A 17,941-nucleotide genomic window follows, 5' to 3' on the forward strand; every position below is an offset into this window, starting at 1 on the left:
CAACCCAAGCAGGAATGCTGCCCCCGATGTCTCACCGTTTTTGCCACAAGGCAGTCCGCGCCCTGGTGCCCACGCTTGGCCTGTGCTCAGCCGCCCACGCCGAACCCGCCACCCCCTTCAACCTGCTTGAACCGGTGGTGGTCACGGGCACCTACGCCCCCAACACCAGCTTCGACCTGCCCTATTCCATCGACACCGTCGAGCGCAGCCAGATCGCCGATGGCCAGCTGGGTGTGAACCTGTCCGAAGCGCTCAACCGCGTCCCCGGCCTGGTGGTACAGAACCGCCAGAACTACGCCCAGGACCTGCAAATTTCCTCGCGGGGCTATGGCGCCCGTTCGGCCTTTGGCATCCGTGGCATCAAGCTGCTCAGCGACGGCATCCCGGCCAGCACCCCGGATGGCCAGGGCCAGGCGGCATCGCTCAACCTCGATGTGGCCGAGCGCATCGAAGTGTTGCGCGGCCCCGCGTCATCGATCTACGGCAGTAATGCCGGTGGCGTGATCCAGATGTTTTCCCGCGATGGCGCCGGGCCGCCCAAGGTCGGCGCCGAAACCACCTTCGGCAGCGACGGCTTCAACAAGAATCACGTGTACAGCGAGGGCGGCAGCGAACAGGCCGGTTTCCTGGTCGATGCCTCGCGCATGGACACCGACGGCTACCGCGACCACAGTTCCGCGCGCCGCGACCAGACCTTCGCCAAAGTGCACGTCAAGCCCGATGAAGACAGCCGCCTGGCACTGATTTTCAGTACCCTTGAGCAGAACGGCACTGAAGACCCGCTCGGCCAGACCTGGGACGCCTACAAGCATGACCCGCGCTCGGTGTCGTCACGCGCCGAGGAATACAACACCCGCAAGAGCATCCACCACCAGCAGGTGGGCATGAACTACGAGCGTTACTTCGGCGAGGCAACCCTGCAGTTCAACCTGTATGCCGGCAAGCGCAGCGTGATCCAGTACCTGTCGATCCCCAAGGGCACGCCCGCGAACAACCGGGGCGGCGGCGTGGTCGATTTCGACCGCGAATTCCACGGCGGCACCCTGCGCTGGATCCAGCCGATCAGCGCCGCCCCCGGCAACCTGACGCTGACCTTCGGCGCCGACTACGACCGCAGCCGCGATGACCGCCGTGGCTTCCAGAACTTCAGCGGCGACACGCTGGGGGTGAAAGGCGAACTGCGCCGCGACGAAAAAGACACCGCCACCAGCCTTGACCCATACGTGCAGGCGCATTGGGAACTGGGCCGCTGGACCGTCGACGCCGGCCTGCGCCATAGCAGCATGGAAATGCAGGTGGACGACCGCTTCCTGTCCAACGGCGATGCCAGCGGCTCGAAGAAATACCAGCGCACTACGCCAACCTTGTCGGTGATGTACGCCTTCACCCCTGACCTGCACGGCTACATCAGCGCCGGCAAGGCCTTCGAGACTCCGACCCAGGCCGAAATGGCCTACGCGCCGGGCGCCCTGGAAGGCTTCAACTTCGGCCTGGAACCGGCCACCAGCACCCAGTACGAGCTGGGCATCAAGGCCCGCCCGGACGAACGCACGCGGATCAATGCGGCGATCTTCGAGATCCGCACCGAGGACGAGATTGTCGTGGCGGCGTCGGAAGGTGGTCGTACCAGCTACCGCAACGCCGGCAAGACCCTGCGCCGCGGCTTCGAGCTGAGCGTGCAGCGCGAGCTGAACGAACAGTGGCAGGCCAACCTGGCCTATACCCTGCTCGATGCCAGCTACGACGAAGCCTTCAGCCAGGGCAGCACCACCATCGATAAGGGCAACCAGCTGCCGGGCGTACCGCGCAGCAGCCTGTTCGGCGAACTGGTGTGGAAGCCGCGTGACGGCATCAGCATGGGCGTCGAGGGGCAGTACCGCAGCAAGGTGTATGTCGAAGACACCAACGACCAGCACGCCGCACCGAGCTATGCGGTGTTCAACTGGCGAACACGCTTCGAGCAGCACGTAGGGCCGTGGACGTTCCACCAGCTGGTGCGGTTGGACAACCTGCTGGACCGGCAGTATGTGGGGTCGGTGATCGTGGGTGACGGTAATGGTCGTTACTACGAAGCCGCACCGGGGCGGTCGTGGTATGCGGGTGCCGGGATGGAGTATCAGTTCTGACCGGGGCGCCTTGCGCCCCAATCGCCGGCAAGCCGGCTCCCACTGATACCCCGCAGGCCTGCGGCATGCGTTAATCCTGTGGGAGCGGGTTTACCCGCGAAGAGGCCGATGCTTGCAACACACCTCCGGGCACCCAAAGCATGCCACCCACCCATTTCCCCGGTACAATGCCGCCCTACCGTGACAGCCCGAACCTAATAACGACATGTCCCTTCCAAAAAATCATCTGGAACTGCTCAGCCCTGCCCGTGACGTGGCCATCGCCCGCGAAGCGATCCTGCACGGCGCTGATGCCATCTACATCGGTGGCCCGAGCTTCGGCGCGCGCCACAACGCCTGCAACGAAGTGGGCGAAATCGCCGAGCTGGTCGAGTTCGCCCGGCGCTACCATGCGCGCGTGTTCACCACCATCAACACCATCCTCCATGACAACGAGCTGGAACCGGCGCGCAAGCTGATTCACCAGCTGTACGACGCCGGCGTCGACGCGCTGATCGTGCAGGACCTGGGCGTGATGGAGCTGGATATCCCACCGATCGAGCTGCACGCCAGCACGCAGACCGACATCCGGACCCTGGAGCGGGCCAAGTTTCTCGACCAGGCCGGTTTCTCGCAGCTGGTGTTGGCCCGTGAGCTGAACCTGCAGCAGATTCGCGCGATCGCCGCCGAAACCGACGCGGCCATCGAGTTCTTCATTCACGGTGCGTTGTGCGTGGCCTTCTCCGGCCAGTGCAACATCTCCCATGCACAGACTGGCCGCAGCGCCAACCGGGGCGACTGCTCGCAGGCCTGCCGCCTGCCGTACACGCTCAAGGACGACCAGGGCCGTGTGGTGGCGTTCGAGAAGCACCTGCTGTCGATGAAGGACAACAACCAGACCGCCAACCTGCGTGACCTGGTCGACGCTGGCGTGCGCTCGTTCAAGATCGAGGGCCGCTACAAGGACATGGGTTATGTGAAGAACATCACCGCCCACTACCGCAAAGAGCTCGACGCCATTCTGGAAGACCGCCCGGCCCTCGCCCGCGCCTCCAGCGGCCGCACCGAGCACTTCTTCCTGCCCGACCCGGACAAGACCTTCCACCGTGGCAGCACCGACTACTTCGTCACCGACCGCAAGGTCGATATCGGCGCCTTCGACTCGCCAACCTTCACCGGCCTGCCGGTGGGTGTGGTGGAGAAAGTCGGCAAGCGCGACATGCAGGTGGTCACCGAAGTGCCGCTGACCAACGGCGACGGCCTCAACGTGCTGGTCAAACGTGAGGTGGTGGGCTTCCGTGCCAACATCGCCGAGCCGCGCGGCGAGTTCGAAGAGGACGGCCAGAAGCGCTACCGCTACCGGGTCGAGCCCAACGAGATGCCCGAGGGCCTGCACAAGCTGCGCCCGAACCATCCGCTGTCGCGCAACCTGGACCACAACTGGCAGCAGGCACTGCAACGTACGTCGGCAGAACGCCGCATCGGTGTGGAATGGCACGCCGTGCTCACCGAGCAGCGCCTGATGCTCAGCGTCAGCAGCGAAGAAGGCATCAGCGTGCAGGTAGCGCTGGACGGCCCGTTCGGCGCCGCCAACAAACCGCAGCAGGCGCTGGACCAGTTGCACGACCTGCTCGGTCAGCTGGGCACCACGATGTACCACGCCAACCGCATCGAGCTGGACGCACCGCAGGCGTATTTCATCCCCAACTCGCAGCTCAAGGCGCTGCGCCGCGAAGCGATCGAGGCGTTGACCGAGGCACGCATCAAGGCCCACCCGCGTGGCGGGCGCAAGGCCGAAACCACGCCGCCGCCGGTGTACCCCGAGTCGCACCTGTCGTTCCTGGCCAACGTGTACAACCAGAAGGCCCGCGACTTCTACCACCGCCACGGCGTGCAACTGATCGACGCGGCGTATGAAGCGCACGAGGAGCACGGCGAAGTGCCGGTGATGATCACCAAGCACTGCCTGCGCTTCTCGTTCAACCTGTGCCCCAAGCAGGCCAAGGGCGTGACCGGCGTGCGCACCAAGGTAGCGCCGATGCAGCTGATTCAGGGCGATGAAGTGCTGACCCTGAAGTTTGACTGCAAGCCGTGCGAGATGCATGTGATCGGCAAGATGAAGGGCCACATCATCGACCTGCCGACACCCGGCAGCGCGGTGGCCCAGGTGGTCGGGCACATCAGCCCGGAAGACCTGCTCAAGACCATCCCGCGCGCACCGCATTGAGGGTTTGTCTGTAAGGCCAATCGCCGGCTTGCCGGCGATAGGGCCGCGAAGCGGCCCCTTTACGCCTCAGAGAATCCCCAACCCCCGCGCCGTGCGGTCCACGGCAATCCGCGTTTTCTCCACCAGCTCATCCAGCTCAGCATGCGTGGCCACCAGCGCCGGCGCCATGATCATCCGCCCCAGTGTTGAGCGAATGATCACCCCTTCCTCGAAGCCATACGTGCGGCACTGCCAGGCCAGGTCATTCTCGTTGGCGTAGCGCCTGCGGCTACCTTTGTCCTCGGCAAACTGCAGCGCCGCCACCAGCCCCGTGCCCTGCACCTGGCCGATCAACGGGTGGTTGGCGAACGTCTCGCGCAGGATGCGCTGCAGGTAAGGCCCGGTATCGTCCTTGACCTGGCGCACGATGCCTTCGTCGCGCAGGGCCTTGAGGTTGGCGATGGCCACCGCCGCCGCCACCGGGTGGCCGGAATAGGTCAGGCCGTGGGCGAACACCCCGCCGCGTTCCACCAATGCTTCGGCGATACGCTTGCTCAGCACCAGGCCGCCCATGGGCACATAGCCCGATGTCAGGCCCTTGGCGATGGACAGCGTGTCGGGCTCGAAGCCGAAGTATTCATGGGCAAACCATTCGCCGGTACGGCCAAAGCCACCGATCACTTCGTCGGCGCATAGCAGCACGTCGTACTGGCGGCAGATGCGCTGGATTTCCGGCCAGTAGCTTTCTGGCGGGAAGATCATCCCGCCCGCGCCCTGGAATGGCTCGGCGACAAAGCCTGCGACGTTCACGGCACCCAGTTCGAGGATTTTTTGCTCCAGCTGCAAGGCGCAGCGGCGGCCGAACTCGGCCGGCGACAGTTCGCCGCCTTCGGCGTACCAGTACGGCTCATCGATGTGCGCCACATCGGGGATCAACCCACCCATCTCGTGCATGAATTTCATGCCGCCCAGCGCCGTGGCCGCCAGGGTCGAGCCGTGGTAACCGTTCCAGCGGCCGATCATGATCTTCTTGTTCGGCTGGCCGACCACCTGCCAATAGCGGCGCACGGTGCGGATCAGCACCTCGTTGGCCTCGGAGCCGGAGTTGGTGTAGATCGCGTGGCTGTAGTGCCCGGGCAGCAGGCTGAACAGCAATTCGGACAGCTCGATCACCGCCGGGTGGGTGGTGTGGAAGAACATGTTGTAGTACGCCAGCTGGTCCATCTGCGCGGCGGCGGCGGCGGTCAGGTCCTTGCGGCCATAACCCAGCTGGGTGCACCACAGGCCGGACATGCCGTCCAGGTAGCGGCGGCCGTCGTTGTCCCACAGGCACAGGCGCTCACCCCGGGTGATCACCCGCGGGCCTTCGGCGTTGAGCGCCTTCTGGTCGAGGAACGCGTGGATGTGGTGGGCCGCGTCGCTGGCCTGGTAGTCGCGGGTGTCGCGTTGCGGCTGGAAAGGAGCGTTCATGGTTGTTCTCCGGGATTGAGGGTCAGCGCAGCTGGAACCAGGTGGTCTTGAGCTGGGTGTACTTGTCGAAGGCGTGCAGCGAGAGGTCGCGGCCAAAACCCGACTGGCGGCCGCCGCCAAACGGCACCACCACATCCAGGGCATCGACCGTGTTGACCGAGACCGTGCCGGCCTTCAGGCGCCGGGCGACGCGGTGGGCGCGGTTGAGGTCGTCGCTCCACAGCGAAGCGGCCAGGCCGTAGACGCTGTCGTTGGCCAGGCGCACAGCGTGCTCTTCGTCGTCGAAGGCGGTGATCGCCAGCACCGGACCGAACACTTCTTCGCGGGCCAGGGCCGAGCCAGGGTGCACGTCGGCGAACACGGTCGGGGCGATGAAGTTGTTCGAGCCGTTGAAGCTCAGGCGTTGGCCACCGCACAGCAGGCGCGCGCCGTCGCCTTGGGCTTGCTCGATGGCGGCCATGATGCGCGCGCTCTGCGCACCGTCGACGATCGCGCCGGCGCGGCTGGCCGGGTCCAGCGGGTCGCCGGGCAGCCAGTCGCGGGCCTTGGCCAGCAGGCGCTCGACGAATGCGTCGTGGATCGAGCGCTGCACATACAGCCGCGAGTTGGCCGAGCACACTTCGCCCTGGTTGAAGAAGATGCCGAACGCGGCTTTTTCAGCGGCCAGGTCGAGGTCCTGGCAATCGTCGAACACCAGGTTCGGGCTTTTGCCGCCACATTCCAGCCACACCTGCTTGAGGTTGGACTGCGCCGAGTACTGCATGAAGTACTTGCCCACCTGGGTGGAGCCGGTGAACACCAGGCAGTCGACATCAGGGTGCAGGCCCAGAGCACGGCCGGCGCTTTCGCCCAGGCCCGGTACCACGTTGAGCACGCCTTCCGGTACGCCCGCTTCCAAGGCCAGCTCGGCCAGGCGCAGGGCCGAGAACGGCGATTGCTCGGCGGGCTTGAGCACCACGCTGTTGCCGGCGGCCAGGGCCGGGGCGACCTTCCAGGCGGCCATGTCCAGCGGGAAGTTCCACGGCACCACCGCGCCGACTACGCCCAGCGCTTCACGGGTGACCGTGGCCAGGGCATTGTCGGCGGTTGGCGCGACCTGGTCGTAGACCTTGTCCAGCGCTTCGCCGTACCAGGCGAACACGTGCGCGGCGCCCGGCACATCGAGGGTGTAGGCGTCCATCACCGGCTTGCCCATGTTCAACGAATCGAGCAGCGCCAACTCTTCGCGGTGGGCCATCATCAATTCGGCCAGGCGCAGCAGCACACGCTTGCGTGCCGCAGGTGCCATGCGCGCCCAAGGGCCTTGCTCGAAAGCGCGGCGCGCCGAGCGTACGGCCTGGTCGACTTCGGCATCGCCGCAAGCGGCAACCTGGGCCAGCCGTTGGTGGGTCGCCGGGTTGATGGCCTCGAAGGTCGCCCCGGACTGCGCCGCCAGCGGGCGGCCGTCGACTACTGCGGTAGTGATGAAGCTTTGCCGTGCAGCGCGCTGCTGCCAATCGCTTTTCGTATGCACGCAGGTCTCCCTTGCGGCCGCGCGGGCGGCCGGATTGTTGTTCGAATGAGGTGTCGCGCGGGCGGAATCAGCGCCTTCGCAGGTAGCTTTCCAGCGGGTCCTTGCTCAAGCCTTCCTGGGCCTGAGCCAGGGAATCGATGAACAGCGAGAACAGCTCGGACTGCTTGGCGATGTCGAGCTTGGTGTAGAGGTTCTTGCGGTGGGTCTTGACCGTGTCTTCGCTGATGCCCAGGCGCTCGGCCAGCGAACGCGTCGAGTGGCCGCGCAGCAGGTACTGGGCGATGCGGCATTCGCGCTCGGTAAGCAGCGACGAGCCGAAGTTGTTCAACGCGGCGTTGATCTGCCTACCCAGGGCACTCTCGAAGCGCCCACCTACCGCGTCGACATCCAGGTGGCTCCACTGCCGGCGCACCACGGCCACCACCCAGGGCGCCACGCACTTGAGGTCGCTGACCTGCTGGCGGTCCAGCCGGCGGGTGCTGGCCAACGCCACAGCGATGGTCAGGTGCTCGTCCAGCGGGACGATGAAGTTCAGCTCGTCCTCCAGGTGCGCGTGCTGGTAGAACGACAGGTAATACTCGCTGCGCTTGAAATGGTCGGGGGCGACGTCGCTGAGGCGAAAGCAACCGGCCGCCACGCCGTCCATGCAGGCCCGGTAGAACGGGCACAGCAGGTAATAGCCTTCGAGGTAGCGCTGCACGTTGCCTTCCGGCAACCACGGGCCCTCCTCGTCCTTGACGAACAGCGCCGAGGGCAGGCCCTTGCGCGGATAGAGGAACACGGTGATGGCCTGGCACGGTGCAAGCAACTTGAGCGCGGCGAACAGCGCCTCGACAAAGCCGGGCGTGCCCTGGGCGTCGATGACACGGGCCATCTGCGCGTACCAGTCGGGCGATTTCAGCCGGTCTTTGCTCATTGTCGTGGTCCCATGCCAGGGTGGTCATGGCTGGGATTCTTGCATGGGTTGCCGGGGCCGGCCATCACCCTTCGGGGTGAGGTTGTGGCATGCTCTGCAGCACCTTCATTTCAGGGCCCTGCCATGCTGATCGACGAAGAATTGACCCTGAAAAAGCTCGAGACTTTCCTCGCCTTCATGCGCAGCGGCAACCTTGGTCGCGCCGCCGCCGAGCTGTCCACCAGCGCGGTCAGTGTGCACCGGGCCATCCATTCACTGGAAAGCGCCCTGCGCTGCCCGTTGTTCAAGCACGAGGGCCGCCAGCTGATTCCGCTGGAAAGCGCCTATGTGCTGGAAAAGAAGGCCCGCCAGCTGATCCAGGATGCCGAGCAGATGGTGCGCCAGACGCGCGAAGCGGCGGGCTTTTACGCCGAGCGTTTCCGCCTGGGGGCGCTGTATTCGCTGACCGTGAAAACCGTGCCGAAGTTGGTGATGGGCTTGAAGCTGCGGCGCAGCGAGCTGAACATCGACCTGACCCTGGGTTCGAACGTCGACTTGCTGCAGCGCCTGAAAAACCATGAACTTGAAGCGGTGCTGGTGTCGCTGGACGAGAGCGTGGCAGATCCTGCCTGCGAGCAGTTGCCGTTATTCTCGGATGACATCTTCCTGGCCGTACCCACCGACTCACCGTTCGCCGAGCAGCAGGAAGTCGACCTGGCGGACCTGGCCGACTCCACCTTCATCACCCTGACCCAAGGCTTTGCCACCCACCGCGATGGCGCACGGGTATTCCAGCAGGCGGGGTTCGAGCCGAAGGTGGCGATGCAGGTGAACGACATCTTCACGCTGCTGAGCATGGTCAGCTCGGGGGTGGGCTTTGCCCTGCTGCCGGGGCGTATTGCGGCGGTGTACGAAAACCGCGTGAAGCTGATTGCGCTGCAGGCGCGGTACCGGTTGCAGCAGCATATCGGGGTGGTGTTTCTCAAGGCTCGGGAGCGGGAGCCGAATCTATTGGCGTTGCTGGCTGAATGTCGGATGTACAGTCGGGAGAATTGAGGTGCCCCTATCGCCGGCAAGCCGGCTCCCACAGGTATCATCACAGCCTTGAAGACGGTGCTGTACGTGTGGGAGCCGGCTTGCCGGCGATGGGCTGCACAGCAGCCCAGGAGGTCAGCCCACCAGCCCTCGAACACAGAAATACAGAATCGAAGGCCCCATCAAGCACCCCAACCCAGTATGGAAGGTCGCCGTCAGCGCCCCATACGGCACCAACCGCCTATCCGTCGCCGCCAGCCCCGCCGTCACCCCCGACACCGTCCCGGCCAAGCCACCGAAGACCATCGCCGAGCGCGGGTTGTCCAGCGCCAGCAAGCGTGCCGACACCGGCGTGAACACCATGACCAGGATCGCCTTGATCAGCCCGGTGGCAATCGACAGCGCCATCACATCCGAACTCGCACCCAGCGCCGCCCCCGTCACCGGCCCGACGATGTAGGTCACCGCACCGGCGCCAATGGTGGTCATGCTCACCGCATCACGGTAACCGAAGGCGTAGGCCACGGCCGCACCGACAATGAACGGCAGCACAGTCCCCAGCAGCAACGCGATCGCGCCGATCATGCCGGCCTTGCGCGCTTCGGTGGCCTGCACCTCGAACGCCGTGGCGACGATGGCGAAATCGCGCAGCATGGCCCCGCCCATCAGGCCTATGCCCGAGAACAGCGCCATGTCGGCCAGGCCCTTCTGCCCGCCGGTCACGGTGCCGCCGACCCAGGCCAGCACCAGGCCGATGACGATGGCGATGGCCGAGCCGTGCACCCGGCCGAAGGTCAGGTACTTCGACAGCAGCACCGACAACCACATGATCCCGCCCACCACCGCGAAGGCGGTGATCAGGCCGTTGTGTTCCAGGGCATTGTCAATCAGTGGCCACATGTCAGCGACCTCCTGCAGGGGCTACCTGCGCAGTGTTGGCGGGGGGTTCATCGAGCGCGGGCAGCGGTTCGCCGCGGTGGCTGCGGCTGATCAGGGCGATGGTCAGCCCGCACACCAGCACTGCACCGACGGCGCCCAGCAGCGCCACAGGCCCGCCGTGCAGGGCGGTGACCACGTTCTGCTGGGCGGCCATGGCCACCACCACCGGGATGTACATTGCGCCCCAGAAGCCGACACCGAATTCGCACTCCTTGCTCATGCCGCCATGCCGGTGCATGTACAGCCTTGCGCAGATCAGCAGGATCATGGCGATGCCGACCCCGCCCACATTGGATTTCACGCCCAGCAGCACGCCCAGGAAGTCGCCGACGATGACGCCGGCAAGCGTGCACACGGCCAGCAGAGCCACACCATAGATGATCATTGTTGTTGTCCTCAGCTTGAATCGAAGTTGTTTGTTGTTGTCCTTCGAGTTACAGCGCCGTCATCGGTTGTCGGCCACCTCCTGGCGCAACAGCGCGTCGACGGTGTCCGGCCGGGTGGCTTCGATGGCCAGCACCCTGCCCTGTTCGAACACCGGGCGGGCAAGGCCGCTGAGCACGCTGCCAGGCGGCATCTCCAGGTGCAGGCGCACGCCGCGTTCATAGGCATTGCGCAACGTAGCACGCCAGTCCACCGACCTGGCCATGTTGCCGGCCAGATCGTCACGCAGGCGTTGCGGGTCGAAGACCGGGCGTGCGCTACTGCCGCTGAGGTAGGTGATGCGAGGGCGGCGCAGGGGCACGTTGGCAAACGCTTCAGCGAGCTCGGCCGCCGGGCCGTCGAGCAAGCGGCAATGGGACGGCACGCTGACGGCCAGGCGCCGCGCCACACCCTGGCCACGGCTGCGCGCCTTGGCCGCTACTTCTGCCATGGCGGTGTCGCTGCCGGCGATGACGATCTGGTTGTCGCTGTTGAGGTTGGCCAGGTACACCTCGCCGTCCACCTCCGCCAGCAAGTGCTCGACAGTGGCCAGGTCCAGGCCGCTCAAGGCCGTCATGCCGTAGCCCTGCGGGTAGGCGCGCTGCATCAGCTCACCGCGCAAGGCCACCAGCCGCACGGCATCGGCAAACGCCAGCGCATCCGCTGCGACGGCGGCGGGATAGGCGCCGATCGACAGGCCCGCCACGCAGTCCGGCGCCGGGCTGCGCTGCATCAACCACCGCGCCCAGGCCACCCCCGTCAGCAGCAGGCACAACTGCACGGCGCGGGTAGATTGCAGCGCTTGCGGGCTGTCCAGCGCCAGCACCTGCTCATCAAGGGTGTCGCTGGCCTCCTCCAGCAACGCTGCCGAGCCCTCGGGCAGCCGGTGCAGCATGCCCGCCTGCTGCGCGCCCTGGCCAGGGAAGGCAAACAGGCTGCTCACGCTGCGCACTCCAGCAGGTGCCAGGGGTCGGCCACCAGCCGGGCACCCTGCACCGACTTGAGCAGCACCCGCCGCGATATCCCGGCCCATTCGCGCAGGGCGATGGCGCCTGCGGGTGTTTCCAACTGCACATCGATGCGACAAGGGCCGCAGTCGAGGATGTCCAACAGTTCGCGTGCCTGGGTCCGTGCCAGTGGCTGTGGTGTGCGCAGCACCAAGTCGAGGTCGCTGCCCGCATGCAGCACATTGACCCCGCTGGCCAACTGGTAACCCACGCCACCGGTCGGGCCCCATGCCAGCCCGCTGGCGTCGAGTACCGGGGCCACCGAGGCCAGTGCCTGCAGCGCAGCCCAGGGGCTTTCGCCCTGCCAGCGCAGCGCCTCGGGGCTCGTCTGGCGGCTCACATCGGCCAGCCGCATCTGCGCCGCCAGGCGCAGCGCCCTGCCTTCCCCGCGCACGCCTACGGCCACCCAGCCAGCGGCGCAAGCGGCACGCCGCACCACAACAGGGTGCCCGGCCGCCACCCCCTGAGCGGCCCAGCCAGGGGCCTCTGCAGGCAATGCGGCCGGGGTCATCCCCCAAAGCAGGTCATGTGGCTGCGGGGCGTTCATCTCAGGCCTCCTGCCATTGGCTGCGCAAGCGTGCACGCACTTCGCGGGACGCGCTGCGGTGTTCGCCGGCCAGGCGCGATGACAGGTCGGTAGAGCTGCCGATATCGCGCACGGCCTCGGCCAGGCAGGCACGTACCTGCGCCAGGTCGGCGGAGCTCGGGGTATTGGCGTTATCGACGCCAAGCCTGCGCCACAGCAGCCCCAACGAGGCATAGCTGGCCAGGTCGTAGGCCATCGGCGGCACTTCAGCGGCCAGGGCCTCCAACTGCTCGACACTGCGCAAGGTGATACGCGCTGCTGCGGCCTTGCCCATTGCGTGCACCATCACTCCGCTGTCATCCAGGGCGATCAGCCGCTGGGCCTGGTAGCCGTGGGCCAAAAAAGCGCCGGACATGGCCTTGCCCACCAGCAGGCCGATCACCGGGTGCCCGGCCAGGCGCGCCTCGGCATAGGCTTGTACCGCCCCGGCCAGGGCCTGGTGAATGCCCAAGGCCTCCTCCCGGCGGCCGTAGGCCTGGCTGGGTACATCGATGACCGCGACAATGGCGCGCTTTTCACCGTCGCGGTCCAGTTCGACCACCTCGCTCACCGCTTTGGCCAGGCCCCAGCCTTCGAGCAGGCCGACCTCGCCGGCGCGCGCGCGGGGGAATGGGTTGTGCACGTCCGGTACCACGGCGATGAAACGTGCCAGGCGATTGTCCAGTTCGCCGTCGATCACCCGCAGCGACGCGGGGTGGCCTGGCAGTGCTTCACCACCGGCCAGGCCCGGCAGCCAATTAAGGGCACGGTTCATGAGGCATCTCCTTGGTAGAGGGCGCGCACGGCGGCGGCGTCCAGTTGCGGGCAGTCATCGCCAAGGCTGGCGAGCCGTTCGAGGTACCCGGCGTGGCGGCCTGCACGGTTGGCACTGGGTGCATCGAGCACCTGCAGCAACTGCTGGCGAATGCTGTCGACGTCATCGGCCACATAGCCATCCACCAGCCCGCTGGCGTGGCGCTGCTCGCCACCGGTCAGGCTCCAGATGAACGGGCGGTCCTTGGCGTCGTACTCGGCGATCCCGGCCTCCTGCTCGATCACCTGGGGGCCGTTGAGGCCCAGGCGCGCTTCGCGGGTGGCCAGCAGGTGGCTGCACAGGCCGGCAGCGATGGACATGCCGCCGAAGCAGCCGACCGCCCCGGCAATCAGGCCAATGACTGGCTGATGGGTACGCAGCTCGACGATGGCCGCCTGGATTTCGGCAATCGCTGCCAGGCCAAGGTTGGCTTCCTGCAGGCGCACGCCGCCGGTTTCCAGCAGCAGCACGGCGCAGGTCGGGATGCCGTTGCGGTTGTCTTCGATGGCCAGCTCCAGTGCGCCGGCAATCTTGGCGCCGCCCACTTCGCCCATGCTGCCGCCCTGGAAGGCCCCTTCGATGGCGGCGATGACGGTGCGGCGGCCGTCGAGCAGGCCCTTGGCGATGACCACACCGTCGTCGGCCTGGGGCACGATGCCCTGACGCGGCAGCCACGGCGACATCAGCCGGTCGAATGGGCCAAGCAGCTCGCGGAAACTGCCCGGGTCGAGTAAGGCGCGGGCACGCTGGCGCGCACCCAGTTCGACGAAGCTGCGGCTGCGCAGCAGGCGTTCGGTGTCAGTCATGGGCGATCTCCTCGAAGCCTTGTTCCAGGCGCAGGCGTACCACGCCAGGGGTGGCGCCGAAATCATGGATGTCGATCTTCACAGCCGGCCACTGGCGGCCTTCGAACAGGCGTTGGAACAGCTGGCCCCAGCGCGCGCCGCTGCCGTTGACCGAGGTCACCACCTGGATTTCCAGGCAGCCGGCGGTGCCGGGCTCTATCAGAACTTCCAGGTCACCGGAGCTCACGCAGCCCACCAGGGTGCGGCCACGGCCAGGCTCGGCTGCGGGGTATTGAAAGGTCAGGGTTTCCATGTCACAGGCTCCCGGCTTTGTCGAGGAACAGGCAAGCGGCCAGCAGATCGGCGGCGCCGCCCGGTGAGGCGTTGAGTTGCAGCAGCTGGGTGTCCAGCAGGCGCAATTGGCGCCGGCCAGCGAGCGTGGCGCTGCCACCGACGGCGAGCACCGCGCGGGCCCCCTGCTGGAGCGCTTGCAGGCCCTCGGGGCCGGCGCGCCAGAGCACGCAGGTGTCGCTGAGCGCGGCCATGATCGCCAGCAAGGCATCCAGGCGTGCGTGATTTTCGCTGGCGCCGTTGGCGCGGCTGCGGTGCAGTTGTGGCAAGCCGTGATCGATCACCGCTGGGAAGCCTTGCTGGGCTTGCTCGCGGGCACCGCTGGCAGCGTAGCGGCGGCGCATCTGGGTGCCGTGGCTGTCTTGCGCGGTGGCGGCCGGGTCATCGATCAGGGCGATGCGCCCGGCGCGTGCCGCGAGGGTATTCGCGCCGGCCTGCGCATCCAGGGCTCGGGCGGCGACCAGCAGGCCAAGCGCCCAGATCGCACCGCGGTGGGTATTCACGCCGGCGGTGGCAGCCAGCATCGCCGCCTCGCCTTCGCGGCCGATACGGCCCAGGGCTGCACGCAGTGGCACGCCGATCTCGCCGTGGGCGTGGGCGGCCTCGGCCATCTGCCGCAGGCAGGGCCACAGGGCCAGCGCCGAGGCATGCATCAGGGCCAGGCTCATGTCGCTGTGGGCGCCACTGCTTCGGCGGTCTACCAGGCCGGGCTTGGGCGACAGGTCGGCTTCGTCGATCAGCGCTTCCACCGCCAGGTCTGCAAGGTGATCGGCCAGCGGCAAGGGTTGCAGGTTGAGTGCTTTCATTACCAGCTCCTGAACCGTGCGGGCGGGTTGTACAGGCCACCGGACCACTCGACCAGGTCGGCGATGCTGCGCGCGGCGAGTAATTCGCGGCTGGCGTCGGTGCGGCGGATGCCGAGGTCCTCGGGCAAAGCCACCAGGCCTTGCTGGCGCAGGCGCAGGGTGTCCTTGGGGTCATGGCGCAAACCGATGGCGGTGACCCCTGCCACGGCGGCGATCATCTGCTGGCGCTCCTCCAGGCTGCGGGCCTTGTACAGGTAAGCGATGCCCTCTTCGGTGAGCAGGTGGGTAACGTCATCGCCGTAGATCATCACCGGCGCCAGCGGCATGCCGGCCTTTTTTGCCACCTCCACCGCATCCAGGGTTTCGACGAAGGTGGGTTTGCCGCCCTCCTGATAGGTCTCGACCATCTGTACCACCAGCTTGCGGCCACGCTCCAGCATTGTGTCGGGCACCGTCATGTCGAGCCAGGCCGGGGTGGCATGGCGCCGGCCACGGGGGTCGTGGCCCATGTTCGGCGCGCCGCCGAAGCCGGCCAGGCGGCCACGGGTGACGGTCGAGGAATGGCCATCGCCATCGACCTGCAAGGTAGCGCCGATGAACAGGTCGACCGCGTATTGCCCGGCCAGCTGGCACATCATGCGGTTGGAGCGCAGCGAGCCGTCGCGGCCAGTGAAGAACACGTCCGGGCGTTGCGCGATGTAGTCCTCCATGCCCAGTTCTGTGCCGAAGCAGTGCACGCTCTCGACCCAGCCGGTTTCGATGGCGGGGATCAGTGTCGGGTGCGGGTTGAGCGTCCAGTTGCGGCAGATCTTGCCTTTGAGCCCCAGCGACTCGCCGTAAGTCGGCAGGATCAGCTCGATGGCAGCGGTATTGAAGCCGATGCCGTGGTTGAGCGACTGCACCTGGTGTTTTTCATAGATGCCACGGATCGCCATCATCGCCATCAGCACATGTACAGGCTTGATATGGCGCGGGTCGCGGGTGAACAGCGGCTCGATGTAGAACGGCTGGTCGGCGACCACCACGAAGTCCACCCAGGACGCCGGGATGTCCACCCGCGGCAGGTCGTCGACGCGGTCCACCAGCTGGTTGACCTGGGCAATGACCAGGCCATCGCTGAAGGCCGCCGGCTCCACCAGCGCCGGGGTGTCCTCGGTGCTGGGGCCGGTGTACAGGTTGCCGTCACGGTCGGCCATGAAGCCGGCCACCAGGGTGACGTTGGGGATCAGGTCCACCAGCAGGCGCGAGTACAGCTCGATGTAAGTGTGGATCGCGCCGACTTCGAGCAGGCCGTCTTCCAGCAATTGGCCGATGCGCAGGCTCTGCGGGCCGGCGAAGGAAAAGTCGAGCTTGCGGGCGATGCCGCGTTCGAACAGGTCCAGGTGCTCGGCGCGGCTGACGCTGGGCATGATCATGTGCAGGTCGTGCAGGCGCTCGGGGTCGGCCTTGGCCAGCGAGCGCGAGAGGAAGTCGGCCTGTTTCTGGTTGTTGCCTTCGAGCACCACACGGTCGCCGGGGGCGATCAACAGCTCCAGTGCTTCGACGATGCGCTCGGTGGGCAGCACCACACCGTCTGCCAGGTGTTTGACGCGGTCCAGGCGGCGCTGCTTCTCGGCGCGCCGCCTGGACCATTGCGGCGGTGGATTCTTCGTTATGGTCATGGGTGACTCCACGGGTTCGCTGTCGTGGGGGCACAGTAGGGCTGGGGCAGTTCATGGATCAATCAAGCTGGAAGCGTGATCGTTACGGTTAAGGTAATGATTTTGGATCGGCAGAGCTTGCTAGAGTGGTGGCATCGAGTCTGGAAGTGTGCTGCAAGGCAAATGTGCACGACACCCCTGCAGATTTACCGATTGTGCAGGGCAAATTTGCATGACAGGATCCTGCAATACTCCAGCGCACTCCAGACTTCACTTGGAAAATCAATAACAAAGCAGGGAGAACGCGATGACCGCGCATGCTCACATCTCGGCAACGGATCATGTCTTGGCCGAGGTTCGTAACCAGATTGGCCACCTCACCCTCAACCGCCCCGCCGGCCTCAATGCCCTGACCCTGGACATGGTGCGCAGCCTGCACCAGCACTTCGACCGCTGGGCCGCAGACCCGCAGGTGCTGGCCGTGGTGCTGCGCGGCGAAGGGCCCAAGGGCTTCTGCGCTGGTGGCGATATCCGCTCGCTGTACGACAGCCACAAGGCCGGTGAAAGCCTGCACGAAGACTTCTTCGTCGAGGAATATGCCCTCGACCTGGTCATCCACCGCTACCGCAAGCCGGTGCTGGTGCTGATGGACGGCTTCACCCTCGGTGGCGGCATGGGCCTGGCCCAGGGCTGCGACCTGCGCGTGGTTACCGAACGCAGCCGCCTGGGCATGCCCGAGGTCGGTATCGGCTACTTCCCAGACGTCGGCGGCAGTTACTTCCTGTCGCGCATCCCAGGCGAACTGGGCACCTATCTGGGCGTCAGCGGCGCCCAGATCCAGGCTGCCGATGCCCTGTATTGCGGGCTGGCCGACTGGTACCTGCCGAGCGAGAAGCTCGCCACGCTGGATGACCACCTGGATCGCCTGAGCTTCGGCGACAATCCGCTCAAAGCCCTGCAAAACCTGCTGGCCACGCTCGGCAGCCAAGTGCTGGACGACGCGCCGCTGGAGAAGCTGCGCCCGGTCATCGACCACTTCTTCGCCCTGCCCGACCTGGCGGCGATCATCGAACAACTGCGCGCCGTCACCATCGGCGACAGCCACCCGTGGGCCATGGCCACCGCCGACCAGCTGGAAAGCCGCTCGCCGCTGGCCATGGCGGTTACCCTGGAGATGCTGCGCCGGGGCCGCCACCTGGCGCTGGAAGACTGCTTCGCCATGGAGCTGCACCTGGACCGCCAGTGGTTCCAGCACGGCGACATCATCGAGGGCGTGCGCGCCCTGATCATCGACAAGGACAAACAGCCGCGCTGGAACCCGCCGACCCTGGCCGGCCTGCAGCCCCAGCGAGTCGACCAATTCTTCGAAGGCCTGTGAGCCGGGGAG

16 protein-coding genes are annotated in these 17,941 nt (G+C 66.4%); 4 read left to right on the forward strand and 12 right to left on the reverse strand.

Features of this window, described 5'->3' with window-relative positions; genetic code table 11:
- The first annotated feature begins 26 nt into the window (after positions 1-26).
- Together ACIPIJ_RS11380 and ACIPIJ_RS11385 are read left to right on the forward strand one after the other, a co-directional pair.
- Positions 27-2,126 carry a TonB-dependent receptor family protein gene (locus ACIPIJ_RS11380; RefSeq protein ID WP_401076361.1) on the forward strand — a complete coding sequence of 700 codons (2,100 nt, stop codon included), beginning with the start codon at positions 27-29 and terminating at the stop codon, positions 2,124-2,126.
- Between the two features lie 205 nt (positions 2,127-2,331).
- The gene (locus ACIPIJ_RS11385) at positions 2,332-4,332 is read left to right on the forward strand and encodes a U32 family peptidase (RefSeq protein ID WP_401076364.1); all 2,001 of its coding nucleotides are present in this window, start codon (positions 2,332-2,334) and stop codon (positions 4,330-4,332) included.
- Positions 4,333-4,398: 66 nt separating this feature from the next.
- Here ACIPIJ_RS11385 and ACIPIJ_RS11390 read toward each other — a convergent pair whose 3' ends face one another.
- The 3 genes from ACIPIJ_RS11390 to ACIPIJ_RS11400 all read right to left on the reverse strand — a co-directional run bounded on the left by ACIPIJ_RS11390 (position 4,399) and on the right by ACIPIJ_RS11400 (position 8,210).
- Entirely contained in the window at positions 4,399-5,781 is a 1,383-nt protein-coding gene (locus ACIPIJ_RS11390) for an aspartate aminotransferase family protein (protein WP_401076367.1), read from the reverse strand.
- A gap of 22 nt (positions 5,782-5,803) precedes the next feature.
- Positions 5,804-7,294: an aldehyde dehydrogenase gene (locus tag ACIPIJ_RS11395; RefSeq protein ID WP_401076369.1), complete on the reverse strand. Its 1,491-nt coding sequence runs from the start codon at positions 7,292-7,294 to the stop codon at positions 5,804-5,806.
- 67 nt (positions 7,295-7,361) lie between these two features.
- Complete coding sequence (locus tag ACIPIJ_RS11400) at positions 7,362-8,210, reverse strand: helix-turn-helix transcriptional regulator (RefSeq protein WP_119687137.1); 849 nt, start codon at positions 8,208-8,210, stop codon at positions 7,362-7,364.
- Between the two features lie 123 nt (positions 8,211-8,333).
- Here ACIPIJ_RS11400 and ACIPIJ_RS11405 point away from each other — a divergent pair, with 123 nt between their 5' ends.
- Positions 8,334-9,245: a LysR substrate-binding domain-containing protein gene (locus ACIPIJ_RS11405; RefSeq protein ID WP_401076371.1), complete on the forward strand. Its 912-nt coding sequence runs from the start codon at positions 8,334-8,336 to the stop codon at positions 9,243-9,245.
- A gap of 114 nt (positions 9,246-9,359) precedes the next feature.
- On the opposite strand, the gene madM is transcribed toward ACIPIJ_RS11405, so the two are convergent.
- Genes madM through mdcA form a run of 9 tightly spaced genes read right to left on the reverse strand, consistent with a single transcriptional unit; the run spans position 9,360 to position 16,575 of the window.
- A complete protein-coding gene (gene madM, locus ACIPIJ_RS11410; protein ID WP_401076373.1) occupies positions 9,360-10,124 on the reverse strand; it encodes a malonate transporter subunit MadM in 765 nt (254 codons plus the stop codon).
- A 1-nt stretch (position 10,125) separates the two neighbouring features.
- Positions 10,126-10,548: a malonate transporter subunit MadL gene (madL, locus tag ACIPIJ_RS11415; protein ID WP_401076375.1), complete on the reverse strand. Its 423-nt coding sequence runs from the start codon at positions 10,546-10,548 to the stop codon at positions 10,126-10,128.
- Between the two features lie 60 nt (positions 10,549-10,608).
- The gene (mdcH, locus tag ACIPIJ_RS11420; RefSeq protein WP_401076377.1) at positions 10,609-11,529 is read right to left on the reverse strand and encodes a malonate decarboxylase subunit epsilon; all 921 of its coding nucleotides are present in this window, start codon (positions 11,527-11,529) and stop codon (positions 10,609-10,611) included.
- Positions 11,526-12,140: a malonate decarboxylase holo-ACP synthase gene (locus tag ACIPIJ_RS11425; RefSeq protein ID WP_401076380.1), complete on the reverse strand. Its 615-nt coding sequence runs from the start codon at positions 12,138-12,140 to the stop codon at positions 11,526-11,528. The genes mdcH and ACIPIJ_RS11425 overlap by 4 nt, the downstream gene beginning before the upstream one ends.
- A gap of 1 nt (position 12,141) precedes the next feature.
- Positions 12,142-12,933 (reverse strand): biotin-independent malonate decarboxylase subunit gamma, encoded by a 792-nt coding sequence (gene mdcE, locus ACIPIJ_RS11430; protein ID WP_401076382.1) that lies wholly within the window; start codon positions 12,931-12,933, stop codon positions 12,142-12,144.
- A complete protein-coding gene (locus tag ACIPIJ_RS11435) occupies positions 12,930-13,778 on the reverse strand; it encodes a biotin-independent malonate decarboxylase subunit beta (protein ID WP_401076385.1) in 849 nt (282 codons plus the stop codon). Before ACIPIJ_RS11435 ends, mdcE begins: the two co-directional genes overlap by 4 nt.
- Positions 13,771-14,070 carry a malonate decarboxylase subunit delta gene (locus tag ACIPIJ_RS11440; RefSeq protein ID WP_401076388.1) on the reverse strand — a complete coding sequence of 100 codons (300 nt, stop codon included), beginning with the start codon at positions 14,068-14,070 and terminating at the stop codon, positions 13,771-13,773. The genes ACIPIJ_RS11435 and ACIPIJ_RS11440 overlap by 8 nt, the downstream gene beginning before the upstream one ends.
- Before the next feature lies 1 nt (position 14,071).
- Positions 14,072-14,914, reverse strand: coding sequence for a triphosphoribosyl-dephospho-CoA synthase (locus ACIPIJ_RS11445; protein WP_401076390.1), 843 nt, complete (start codon positions 14,912-14,914; stop codon positions 14,072-14,074).
- Complete coding sequence (gene mdcA / locus ACIPIJ_RS11450; RefSeq protein ID WP_401076393.1) at positions 14,914-16,575, reverse strand: malonate decarboxylase subunit alpha; 1,662 nt, start codon at positions 16,573-16,575, stop codon at positions 14,914-14,916. Before mdcA ends, ACIPIJ_RS11445 begins: the two co-directional genes overlap by 1 nt.
- Positions 16,576-16,861: 286 nt before the next feature.
- Here mdcA and ACIPIJ_RS11455 point away from each other — a divergent pair, with 286 nt between their 5' ends.
- Positions 16,862-17,932 (forward strand): enoyl-CoA hydratase/isomerase family protein, encoded by a 1,071-nt coding sequence (locus tag ACIPIJ_RS11455; protein ID WP_401076395.1) that lies wholly within the window; start codon positions 16,862-16,864, stop codon positions 17,930-17,932.
- Positions 17,933-17,941: the final 9 nt, after the last annotated feature.

This window comes from Pseudomonas sp. NPDC087185, assembly GCF_044744955.1.
GTDB lineage: Bacteria > Pseudomonadota > Gammaproteobacteria > Pseudomonadales > Pseudomonadaceae > Aquipseudomonas.